At 41.7% G+C, this 11,986-nt stretch carries 10 protein-coding genes and 1 pseudogene; 7 read left to right on the top strand and 4 right to left on the bottom strand.

The window, feature by feature from the left end:
• Nucleotides 1–130 precede the first annotated feature (130 nt).
• Nucleotides 131–1,107 (top strand): annotated as a pseudogene (locus HUS61_RS07905) (transposase).
• Between the two features lie 213 nt (nucleotides 1,108–1,320).
• On the opposite strand, the gene HUS61_RS07910 reads toward HUS61_RS07905, so the two are convergent.
• Entirely contained in the window at nucleotides 1,321–2,676 is a 1,356-nt protein-coding gene (locus tag HUS61_RS07910; protein WP_175082296.1) for a M14 metallopeptidase family protein, read from the bottom strand.
• Between the two features lie 415 nt (nucleotides 2,677–3,091).
• Here HUS61_RS07910 and HUS61_RS07915 point away from each other — a divergent pair, with 415 nt between their 5' ends.
• From HUS61_RS07915 to cyoE, 6 genes are all read left to right on the top strand, one after another.
• Nucleotides 3,092–3,511, top strand: a complete 420-nt coding sequence (locus tag HUS61_RS07915) for a hypothetical protein (RefSeq protein ID WP_175080010.1) — start codon at nucleotides 3,092–3,094, stop codon at nucleotides 3,509–3,511.
• Nucleotides 3,512–3,747: 236 nt separating this feature from the next.
• Nucleotides 3,748–4,662, top strand: coding sequence for a ubiquinol oxidase subunit II (gene cyoA, locus HUS61_RS07920; RefSeq protein WP_175082297.1), 915 nt, complete (start codon nucleotides 3,748–3,750; stop codon nucleotides 4,660–4,662).
• Between the two features lie 2 nt (nucleotides 4,663–4,664).
• The gene (cyoB, locus tag HUS61_RS07925; RefSeq protein WP_054554289.1) at nucleotides 4,665–6,653 is read left to right on the top strand and encodes a cytochrome o ubiquinol oxidase subunit I; all 1,989 of its coding nucleotides are present in this window, start codon (nucleotides 4,665–4,667) and stop codon (nucleotides 6,651–6,653) included.
• Nucleotides 6,650–7,285 (top strand): cytochrome o ubiquinol oxidase subunit III, encoded by a 636-nt coding sequence (cyoC, locus tag HUS61_RS07930; RefSeq protein WP_054562296.1) that lies wholly within the window; start codon nucleotides 6,650–6,652, stop codon nucleotides 7,283–7,285. The genes cyoB and cyoC overlap by 4 nt, the downstream gene beginning before the upstream one ends.
• Nucleotides 7,285–7,644, top strand: coding sequence for a cytochrome o ubiquinol oxidase subunit IV (cyoD, locus tag HUS61_RS07935; RefSeq protein WP_175080008.1), 360 nt, complete (start codon nucleotides 7,285–7,287; stop codon nucleotides 7,642–7,644). The genes cyoC and cyoD overlap by 1 nt, the downstream gene beginning before the upstream one ends.
• A 141-nt stretch (nucleotides 7,645–7,785) precedes the next feature.
• The gene (gene cyoE, locus HUS61_RS07940) at nucleotides 7,786–8,670 is read left to right on the top strand and encodes a heme o synthase (RefSeq protein WP_054554292.1); all 885 of its coding nucleotides are present in this window, start codon (nucleotides 7,786–7,788) and stop codon (nucleotides 8,668–8,670) included.
• An 81-nt stretch (nucleotides 8,671–8,751) separates the two neighbouring features.
• Here cyoE and HUS61_RS07945 read toward each other — a convergent pair whose 3' ends face one another.
• The 3 genes from HUS61_RS07945 to ettA form a co-directional block, all read right to left on the bottom strand.
• Nucleotides 8,752–9,660, bottom strand: coding sequence for a histone deacetylase (locus HUS61_RS07945; RefSeq protein WP_175082298.1), 909 nt, complete (start codon nucleotides 9,658–9,660; stop codon nucleotides 8,752–8,754).
• A 53-nt stretch (nucleotides 9,661–9,713) separates the two neighbouring features.
• Nucleotides 9,714–10,079, bottom strand: coding sequence for a PilZ domain-containing protein (locus HUS61_RS07950; RefSeq protein ID WP_175080006.1), 366 nt, complete (start codon nucleotides 10,077–10,079; stop codon nucleotides 9,714–9,716).
• A gap of 115 nt (nucleotides 10,080–10,194) precedes the next feature.
• Complete coding sequence (gene ettA, locus HUS61_RS07955; protein ID WP_175082299.1) at nucleotides 10,195–11,868, bottom strand: energy-dependent translational throttle protein EttA; 1,674 nt, start codon at nucleotides 11,866–11,868, stop codon at nucleotides 10,195–10,197.
• Nucleotides 11,869–11,986: the final 118 nt, after the last annotated feature.

Raw genomic sequence — 11,986 nt, forward strand, 5'->3', positions numbered from 1 at the left:
GTCACTTTAACTAAAGTTTTTAAATGGACAGTCACTTTTATCTGTTAACTTTATCTTGCGGCAAAACGGATTTTGTCTACACTTTAGTTACAGCTAATGCATTTCAAATTATCAGTTCAAGGAGTGCACGATGGCTTTAGCAAGGAAGCGGCAAATCTGCTTTCGAACACCAAGTATTATCACTGCGTATCCCGTTGCGTTAGACGCGCTTACCTTTGTGGGAAAGATGTACTCACTGGTAAATCATATGAACACCGCAGAGGGTGGGTTGAGAAGCGACTACTTTTTCTTGCAAAGGTATTTTGCATTGATGTGTGTGCTTATGCGGTGATGAGTAACCATACTCATGTTGTGTTTTATGTTGATGATAAAAAAGCAAATAGGTTATCTGATAAGGCCATTCTTTTGCGTTGGTTTAAGCTCAGTAAAGCAACGCCTTTAGGTCAAAAATTTCTTCATGGTCAGCCTTTAAGTGACGGCCAACAAGTCTTCTTAAATAAAGAGGTTGCAGAATACAGAGCGCGCCTTTCGAGTATTAGTTGGTTCATGCGAATGCTAAATGAATATTTAGCCAGACGGGCAAATAAAGAAGACGAGTGTACAGGCCACTTTTGGGAAGGGCGTTTTAAAAGCCAAGCACTCCTTGATGAACCTGCTCTATTAGCATGTATGGCCTATGTTGATTTAAACCCTGTTCGTGCAAAGGTCGCGAGCACGCCGGAGCAATCGGACTATACTAGCTTTAAAAAGCGATGCCAAAGTGTAAAGGATTCAAAACAACCTAAGTTACTAGCTCGTTTTGTTGGTGGCATGAGTAAGTATAAATCAAAGGGTATACCTTTTGAGTTAAAGTCATACTTGTTACTGGTAGAGCAAACTGGGCGTTGTATCAGCGCGGATAAGCCGGGATATATAGAGCATCATTTACCTCCTATTCTTGAAAGGCTAAATTTCGAAGCTGAAAACTGGTTAACACTAACAACTCAATTTGAAAACTTATTTCGTGGAGCTGCAGGTCGAGTGGGGGCTATCGAAAGTTATTGCAGTAAAACTGCTCGTAAGCGACGAAGTAACCTAGCAAGCTGTAAGTTATTACTTGCTAGTTAATCTTAATTTTCTCTCGACTTTTATTTTTTGCAAACGCTTGCAGCTAACTTATGCTTTTAATTCTCATAAAGCCAAATCTTTTATCTTAGTTTTTATTGTTAAATTAAGCTAATAGGATAGTTTGCCTACACAAAGATTATTTTAGGTAACAAATTTAAGGTATTTGGAGATTTAACAGGCACTTTTAACAGTGCCTGTCTTTTTAAATCGTGTTTAATCTAAATTAATTAGCTCAGCTCCTAAAACTGCGTACTTATTTTTGCCATTTGCTTGTAAGAAAAAGGCGGCAGGTGCATGAAGTGAAGGTATTGATGTAAATACACTTTTGCATGCGTAAACTGGCCAATTTGTGGCGTTTTCTAGCATATTAATATCGCCAGAAAAGCAACTATATCCTTGTATTAAAAGCTCTTTATATTTATTTACGGTAAGCGTTAACGACTCATTTAAAACAAAGCTGTTACCTACCTTAAAGTTCAGGCTGCTTGCATCTAAACTGGTGTAACCTTGGCGGATACTGCTTATATCCCCCAACTCTTTAATAATGGGTGACTGTCCTTTGTTGTTTATTGCAATATCTATCTGGTAATCACCAAGTTCACTCTTTACTGTTACATCGTCTATTAGTAAGTCTACCCAATTGTCTTTAGTATTAAATGGAATAGCGTGGTACTGGGCCATTTTAGCGCTTTTCCATTCCTGTGAAGTTATTGAATCAATAGCCTTTTTATATAAAACACGGTTAACCTTACGTGCTATTTGGCGATTTGGGTCGTTTGGGTAAGCGCCTGATTCAATTAATATAGTTCGGATACCTTTTTCCGAAAAAGTATCTCCAAAACTACGGTAAGAGTAACTGTCGTTGTACTTGCCTAAGTGCCCCGGGATCATGGTTTCAACCGTTTTGGCTAAGTGGGCAATAAACTGCATAGCCTCACCACGACTTTTATTTACTTCTCTTGCTTCATTATAGGCGGGTGCTAGCACTGAAATGGTGGCTTGTTTTCCCATTTTACCTGCACCGTAATAGGCATTCTGATCATGTAAGTTAAAGCCAAAGTCAGGTTTGAATGCATCTGCCGCAGCCATGAGTATTTGCCCTTCTTTTGTGCGAAGAGCTTTTGCATCACGATTTAAATCAATACCTTGTGCATTATGGCGGGTTTGAACAGCAGCGCCATCCGGGTTCACCATAGGGATAATGAGAAGGGTTATTTTCTGTTGCCATTTTTCTAGCCATTGTGCGTTTTCATCGGCAGTTATAAAGCTTAAAAAATCCATTAGTGCGGCAGTAGCTGTGTTTTCGTCGCCGTGCATTTGGCTCCACATCATCACTTTGATTGGGCCTGTGCCGATTTTAAGAGAGTTAAGTGCCTGTCCTTGGAAAGAGGTGCCGATTTGTTTTAGTGTAACGCTTGGGTGTTTTGCTGCGTTTTTTAGGTGGGGCTCTATATCGGCGTAGTAAATCGCAGGTTTATCTAAGCCTGCTACAGCTGTGTCTTCAATCGTACTTGCAAATGTCGTGTTACTTAATACTAAAAGGGCTGTGGCAAGTGCATATTGACGCATAATTATCTCTTTTATTCTTTATTTTGGTATTCTTTAGAATATTATATTTTTAATGGTTTGGCTAATCCTTGTTCAGTATTAAATCTTCGATTGCTACTGACTAAGTATGCTTTAAATCGCTATTTTTATGCTATTTTCTTTTTCTTCATTGCTTTTCGCTATATAAAATACAGTATTACTTTTAATTACTTAGCTTTAATGATTTGGTTTTTTTACAGTTTGTTATCAAATGGCTAAATAATACTTAACCGTGTGCTGTTAAATTCTACTTGTACCGTCTGTTGACTTTGTTATACTCCACATCGAAATTTCAGTAATTACTGAAACTTTATTGATGAAGATCATGTTACCGCATTAAAAAATAGGGTAAGCCACTTACCTCTAATGCAGTAAAAGCGATAAAAAGGCGTGAGTTTTGCGAGCAATTAATCAGTCACAAGGTGTCAAACAGTCTAGCTTAGCTAGATTGCAATTGGCTGCGCGTGCGCTTTTTGCTGGTAAAGAGCTAATGTCAGTTTTAGCCTTGTTGCTGATTAATTCAGCGATGCTAATCAACGGTACATTAGAAGATGCTCAAGGGCTAAGAAACTTATTAAGCGAAGGTGCTTTATACGAAACACCGTTGCTTAATGTGTTGAGTTTTTTAGCTTACCCTGTGGTGTCTTGCCAATTACTTATTGGTTTATGCTGGTTGGTCTTCCATTTCTTCCCTGCGCGTCGTGCAGGTGTCATTTTACGTAAAGCGGCCTTCGCTGCGCGTGAAACGATAAAGTCTTTAGTAGTACACAGCGCTCATGGCTGTCGTGCTCCTCCTCGTGTAAGTGGTTGTCTGTAAATAAGCTTTGTTGCTTAAGTTCAGCCATTTTAGTCGTTTACTAAGTTGTCTTTACTAAGCACCTAGTGGGCTTTTTACGCCCAAATTTCAGTCAGCCAACCTAAAATCCCTCTCTTTTTAGCGTGCCTTTTTGTCGTGCTCGTTATTCAGCCGAGGGATATCTGTAGCATCTGTTGCAGAAAAGCGTCGTGTTCTTATTTCGACAAGTGTTAACTTTTAGGTTGTAGGATATTCCTTTGTCAATTCGAAACCTTTGTAATATTGCTCTAGCGTCTTTAGTGCTGGCTTTGTCTGGCTGTAAAGGCGGGGTACTCGATCCAAAAGGTCAAATTGGTGTCGACGAGAAGTATTTAATTATCGTAGCTACGGTGTTAATGCTGATTGTTGTGATTCCAGTTATTGCCATGACAATTTATTTTGCATGGAAATACCGTGATGGACGAGATCAAGAAATTTACGCTCCAAAGTGGGCGCACTCTAATAAGATTGAAGCTGTAGTTTGGACCATTCCTATCATCATCGTTGCGATTTTAGGTGTGATCACATGGCAGTCAACGCAACAACTTGACCCATATAAACCACTTGAGGGTAAAGGTAAGCATCTTACTGTTGAGGTTGTTTCTTTGAACTGGAAATGGCTATTCATTTATCCAGAGCAAGGCATCGCCACAGTGAATGAGCTTGTTTTTCCTGCCAATGTGCCAGTGCAGTACAAGATCACCTCAGAAAGCACCATGAACTCGTTTTTCATTCCACAGCTTGGTAGCCAAATTTACTCAATGGCCGGTATGGAAACAAAGCTTCACTTAATCGCTGATGAGCCGGGTACTTTTAAAGGCTTTTCTGCTAACTACAGTGGTGCAGGTTTCACTGGTATGAAGTTCGATGCCATTGCAACAGCCACAGAAGCTGATTTCGATGCTTGGGTAAACAAAGTAAAAAATACCGGTTCTGCATTGACTAAGCAAAGCTATGTTGAACTTGCAAAACCAAGTGAATACGACCCAGTTAAATACTATGCCAGCGTAGATAAAGATATGTTCCATTCAATCGTAATGAAATATATGCAAGCGCATGGCTCTCACGGTGCAATGCAACACGCTATGCCAGAGCACTTAGCTCATAAGAAGCACAGCGAGGACGAGGAATAATCATGTCGTTGTTAGGTAAATTAACATTAGACGCAATCCCGTTTCATGAACCAATTATCATGGTTACCATGACGGTTGTTGCTGTCTTAGGTCTGTTAGTGGCAGGCTTAGTAACAAAATATAAAAAGTGGGGCGTGATTTGGCACGACTGGATCACCTCAATTGACCATAAGCGTTTAGGTGTCATGTACATCATTCTTGCGCTTATCATGCTTTTCCGTGGTTTCGCGGATGCCATTATGATGCGACTGCAATTAGCAATGGCTACCGGCGGTGCAAGTGGTTACTTACCACCAGAGCACTATGACCAAATCTTTACGGCACACGGGGTGATCATGATCATCTTTATGGCGATGCCGTTTATGATTGGTTTAATGAACATCATCTTACCGCTACAAATTGGTGCCCGTGATGTTGCATTCCCATTCTTAAATAACCTTAGCTTTTGGTTAACTGCTGGCGGCGCAATCCTAATCAATATCTCATTATTCTTTGGTGAGTTTGCGAAAACGGGTTGGGTGGCATATCCACCGTTGTCAGAGTTGTCATTCAGTCCAGGTGTCGGGGTCGACTATTATATATGGGCCTTGCAGATATCCGGCTTGGGTACCTTATTAACATCGGTAAACTTCTTAGCGACTGTATTTAAAATGCGTGCACCAGGCATGACATTAATGAAAATGCCTATTTTTACTTGGGCATGTACGTGGGCAAATATCTTAATTGCAGCATCGTTCCCAATTTTAACTGCTGTACTGGCTATGTTAACGCTTGATCGTTATCTTGATTTCCACTTCTTCACGAATGAATTAGGTGGTAACGCGATGATGTACATCAACTTATTCTGGGCATGGGGTCACCCTGAAGTTTACATTCTGATCTTACCTGCGTTTGGTATTTTCTCAGAAGTTATCTCAACGTTTGCTGGTAAACGCCTGTTTGGTTATAAGTCGATGGTTTACGCAAGTGGTGCAATTTCAATTTTAGGTTTCATCGTTTGGCTTCACCACTTCTTTACTATGGGCTCAAGCGCTAACGTTAATGCCTTCTTTGGTGTTATGACCATGGTTATCGCGGTACCGACCGGGGTTAAGTTGTTTAACTGGTTATTCACTATGTATCGTGGTCGTTTACGTATTACTGTGCCTGTCCTTTGGACTTTAGGTTTTATGGTGACGTTCACTATCGGTGGTATGACCGGCGTGTTACTTGCTATTCCTGGTGCTGACTACGTATTACATAACAGCTTATTTTTAATCGCTCACTTCCATAACACTATTATTGGTGGTGCGGTATTTGGTTATTTAGCTGGTTTTGCGTTTTGGTTCCCTAAAGCAATGGGCTTCAAACTTGACGAGAGCTGGGGCAGACGATCTTTCTGGTGCTGGTTAATTGGTTTCTTCGTGGCATTTATGCCGTTATACGTACTTGGTTTCTTAGGTATGACACGTCGCTTAAACCACACAAACAACCCTGATTGGAACATTTGGTTATACATTGCAGCTGGCGGTGCGGTGATCATTATGTTCGGTATCTTGTTCCAAGTTGTGCAACTTGTAGTGAGCTTCAAAAACCGCGAGCAACTTGATGATACAACGGGCGATCCGTGGAATGGTCATACTCTTGAGTGGGCATCGGCTTCACCTCCGCAGTACTACAACTTTGCGAAAATCCCTCATGTTGATGACATTGATGCGTGGACAGACATGAAAGAGAAAGGCTTAGCTTACAAGCAAGAAGCCTCTTATAGCCCAATTCATATGCCAAAAAATACATCGGCAGGTGTATTAATGAGCGCAGCTTTAACAACCTTCTGTTTTGCCATGATCTGGCACATTTGGTGGCTTGCAGCCTTTGGTTTACTGGGTGCTATCGTGGTGTTCATCAAGCGTTGTTATACCAGCGATGTTGATTACTACGTGCAACCAGATGAAATTGTTGAACTAGAAACGGCTCACAATACAGCCGCTACGAAGGAGGTGAATGCATGAGTACCATTTCTGCAGGACTCGACACCTTAAACGGCGCACACGGTCATGTCGATGCACATGACCATGAGCACCACGATACAGGTGGTAACACCGTATTTGGTTTCTGGCTATACCTTATGACCGACTGCCTGTTGTTTGCATCATTCTTTGCAACCTACGCAGTATTGTTCATGAACACTGCAGGCGGTGTGTCGGGTAAAGATATTTTTGAACTTGATTTTGTTGCGGTTGAAACCGCAGCTCTACTACTTAGTAGTATCACTTTTGGTTTTGCGATGATTTCTGCTCACGGGCAGAAAAAGGCGGCTACATTAACTTGGTTGCTGGTTACCTTTGCCTTTGGTGCAGTGTTTATTGGTATGGAAGTTTACGAATTCCATCACCTAATTGCGCACGGTAATGGCCCTCAGCAAAGTGCCTTTTTAACATCGTTCTTCTCTTTGGTGGGCTTACATGGTCTTCACGTAACAGCTGGTCTTATTTGGATGACTGTCCTGATGATTGAAGTTGTGCGCCGTGGTTTAAACCCACAAACAGTGACACGCCTAAGTTGTTTAAGCCTATTCTGGCACTTCTTAGATGTGGTGTGGATCTGTGTATTTACCGTTGTTTATTTAATGGGAGCAATGTAATGAGCCACAGTGAATCACATGTAATGAATAACTTAGAAGTTCATGCACAAAATGAACAATCACATGGCAGCGTTAAAGACTATTTAATTGGTTTTGTATTGTCAGTGGTTTTAACGGCTATTCCATTTTGGGCAGTGATGAGTGGTTCGTTTTCTAAAACGACCACTGCATGGTGCATCGTGAGCATGGCGATTGTGCAAATTTGGGTGCATTTGAAATATTTCTTACACCTAAACTTCAAAACTGAAGACGGCAAGGCAAGTTCATTGTCGTTTATCTTTAGTGCTTTAATCATTGTAATGGTGGTTGGTTTGTCGGTGTGGATCATCTACGAATCGAACGCCATGATGATGTACTAATAACAATTACTTGGTAATTGGTAAAAGATTTACGAGAGGAGCTGGTTAGTCTGAGGTTGTGTCTCCAGTTCTCACAGTCTGTTACTAACTAGTTTCTTTCGTAATATTGCGTTTGTGCTGAAAATTAGAGGAGTCGAGGAAGTGTTTCGACGTTATTTAAATGTCACTAAACCTGGCATTATCATGGGCAATTTGATCTCTGTCGCGGGGGGATTCTTGCTAGCCTCTCGCGGTGATATTGACCCATGGTTAATGATCGCAACCTTACTAGGGTTATCTTTAGTAGTGGCATCAGGATGCGCGATCAATAACGTAATTGATCGTGATATTGATGTTGCTATGGCGCGCACTCGCAAACGCGTCACAGTGACTGGCGAAATGTCAGCAAAGGCGGCTATGGCACATGGCATCGTGCTTGGTGTTATTGGTTTCGGGTTATTAGCTGTGTATACCAACGTAGTGGCACTCTTATTTGCTACTTTTGGTTACGTCATCTACGTAGGTGTGTACAGCTTATATATGAAACGTCGTTCTGTGTACGGCACCTTTGTAGGAAGTTTATCTGGCGCAGTACCACCTGTAGTGGGTTATTGTGCCGTAACTGGGCAGTTTGATGCTGGTGCTGTGATTTTATTGGTTATGTTTAGTCTATGGCAAATGCCTCATTCATATGCAATTGCAATCTTTCGTTATAACGACTACCAAGCGGCCAGAATTCCCGTGTTACCAGTAGCGCAGGGGATCGAGAAGGCAAAGCATCACATTGTTTTATATATCGCCGTGTATGCGTTGGTTGTGATGTTATTAACCATTAGTGGTTATACAGGTTTAGCCTTTATGGCTGTAGCCTGTACAACGAGTTTTTGGTGGTTGCTAATGGCGCTTCGTGGCTATCGTCGCAATATTGACGTAAGCGGCTGGGCGCGCCAAGTGTTTGCTTTTTCAATTGTAAACATCACGGTTTTGAGCATAGCGATGGCTTTAGATTACCATTCGGTAGCTCCACAGCTACTTGTTTTAACTTAGAAAAAAGTTGCTAACATATCCCAATGTTACAGTAGCAAAGGCCCGGTTTTTTCTCCACCGGGCCTTTTTTCTTTTTCGTTTTTAAAATCGAGCAGCTTGCTCTACCACAATGCCATGGCGAGCCGCTAAACGGCGATGGTCTTTATCATAACCACCACCAATTACTGTTGCGACAGGTACATTGTGCTCAAGGCAACGTTTGAGAACTAAATGGTCGCGTTGCGCTATCCCTTGCCAGCTTATATCAAGTTTTCCTAAGCCATCTTGCTGCCATACATCTACACCTGCATCATAAAGCACTAAATCTGGGTTTAGGGTGTTTAATAAATAACTCAGCGTATCGTCAACAACGCCTAGGTATTCACTATCAGCGACATTCGGTGCTAAACCTATGTCTAAATCGCTGGCTGACTTTCGAAACGGAAAATTCTTTTCACAGTGAATAGAGCAGGTATAAGCATAGGGCTGATGCGCTAGCATTGCTGCGGTACCATCACCTTGATGAACATCTAAATCAAAAATCAGTATATTGGTTACTTCACCACTTTTTATCAGGGTTTCGCTGGTAAAAGCGAGGTCGTTTACCATGCAATAGCCTGAGCCAAAATCAGTATGGGCATGGTGAGTGCCACCCGCTAAGTGACAAGCAATGCCATGTTTAAGTGCTAAACGTGCTGTTTGTAAGGTGCCTAGAGGCGCAGTAAAGGTACGTGCCATCAGCTCTTTTGACCAAGGTAAGCCAATACGGCGCATCGCTTTTTCATCTAAGCGGTTGTGCCAAAGGTCGTGGATATAGTTTTCGCAGTGCACTAATTCAAGGGGCTCAGGGCTGCCAAGCATCGGTTGAGTTAGGTTGTCATTTATTAATCCAAGGTTTTGTACATGCTCATATAAATAAGCAAACTTACTCATCACAAAGCGATGGTTAGGATCGAAACTAAACGAGAAATTTGGGTGATACACCAAGGGTAAGTGGGGATTTAACTGCATAGCTCATTGAATAGCTGAATTTGCTACAGCATAACGAATCTACCGACAAAAGTTTACTCTGGTGCGTGAATTAAATGAGCTAATTCGCGATGTAATAATGCTTCATCACCCAGATTGAGCTCAATCAACCGTTTTAAGTGAGTAATACTATCAATATCGATATGTTCGCAGCGAAGGCCTGCATGCTGATGCTCAACATGGCACAGCTCCACTTGCATTTTAATCTCGATTGATGACTCTGGCAGGGTAAAGATTAAGTCAGCTTTACTATGAATAGGCACTAAAAATGAATCACTTTTAGTAATAAGCGCACCTTGCAAAGATAGATCAAGTAACTGACAGTGATAGTCGTTACCTTCAATGCGAAGTATCGCAGGGCAAGAAAATAATACCCGCGAAAACTCTCTGCGTTCATTCATAGCTGTATCTCCAACTTTAGTGATCTAATAAGTATAGATCATAATGGAGTGAGTGATAGTAAAGCTTACTGCAACAAAAAAGCCCCTAAGTAGGGGCTTTTTGAGTATCAGCTAATTAGCCAATTTTTTTGTATTTGATACGCTTAGGTTGTGCTGCTTCGGCGCCTAAGGTTTTCTTCAACCACTCTTCGTATTCTGTGTAGTTACCATCGAAGAAGTTAATTTGGCCTTCGTCACGGTAATCAAGAATATGTGTAGCAATACGGTCAAGGAACCAACGGTCATGCGAGATACACATTACACAGCCAGGGAACTCTAAAATAGCGTTCTCGAGTGCACGTAGTGTTTCAACGTCTAGGTCATTGGTTGGCTCATCCAGTAGTAATACGTTGCCACCTGCTTTTAGTAACTTAGCTAGGTGTAAACGGTTGCGCTCACCACCTGATAGGTCTTTAACGAATTTTTGTTGGTCGTTACCTTTGAAGTTAAAGCGGCCAACATAGGCACGGCTTGGGAATTCAAAGTTACCAATTTTTAATACGTCTTGGCCGTTAGAGATTTCTTGGAAAACAGTGTTGCTTTCGTCCATGTTGCCACGGAACTGATCAACCGTTGCAAGCTCAACTGTGTCACCAACAATGATCTCACCGCTATCAGGCGTTTCTTCACCACTTAACATTTTGAATAGCGTTGATTTACCCGCACCATTGGCGCCGATAATACCTACGATAGCGCCTTTCGGCATTGCAAAGTTTAAGTCATCGATTAATACACGGTCGCCAAAGCTCTTCTTCAGGCCTTTCACTTCGATAACTTGGTCACCTAAGCGTGGACCCGGTGGAATGAATAGTTCATTTGTTTCGTTACGCTTTTGATAATCGTTTTGCTGAAGCTCAGAGAACTGTGCCATACGTGCTTTAGACTTAGCTTGACGGCCTTTCGGGTTTGAACGTACCCATTCAAGTTCTTGTGCGATTGATTTTTGACGTGCTTTTTCAGATTTCTGTTCTTGTTGTAAACGTAAATCTTTTTGCTCAAGCCACGATGAGTAGTTACCTTCCCAAGGAATACCTTCACCACGGTCAAGCTCTAAAATCCAACCTGCTACGTTATCTAAGAAGTAACGGTCGTGGGTTACAGCAACCACGGTACCTTCGTAGTCGTGTAAGAAGCGCTCTAACCAAGCAACTGACTCAGCGTCTAAGTGGTTGGTAGGTTCGTCAAGAATAAGCATATCTGGTTTTTCAAGTAGTAAACGACAGATCGCAACACGGCGACGCTCACCACCCGAAAGGTGTTCAATTTTTGCATCCCAAGGTGGAAGGCGTAATGCATCAGCTGCACGCTCTAACACGTTGTCGATATTGTGACCATCGTGTGCTTGGATGATAGCTTCTAATTCGCCTTGCTCTTTCGCAAGCGCATCGAAGTCAGCACCGTCCATTGCATACTCGTTGTATACTTCATCAAGGCGGTTTAGTGCATTTTTAACTTCGCTAACTGCTTCTTCTACTGTTTCGCGAACTGTTTTGCTTTCGTCTAGTACAGGTTCTTGCGGTAAGTAACCGATTTTAGTGCCTGGTTGAGGGCGAGCTTCACCTTCAAAGTCTTGGTCAACACCAGCCATAATGCGAAGTAACGTTGATTTACCTGCACCGTTTAGACCTAGCACACCAATTTTTGCGCCTGGGAAAAAGTGTAAAGAAATATCTTTTAAGATAGTGCGCTTAGGTGGCACAACCTTAGAAACTCGACTCATCGAGAATATAAACTTATCTGGTAACACCATGAAAGGAGCCTTCAATTTATAAGAAAAATTAACAGCGTATATTGTATACCCAAACCACCTCAAAATACAGAATTCAGCGTTTATGATAGGCTTAATATCAAGGTGTTATTTACTCAAA

It is taken from the genome of Pseudoalteromonas sp. 0802 (assembly GCF_013350085.1).
GTDB lineage: Bacteria > Pseudomonadota > Gammaproteobacteria > Enterobacterales > Alteromonadaceae > Pseudoalteromonas.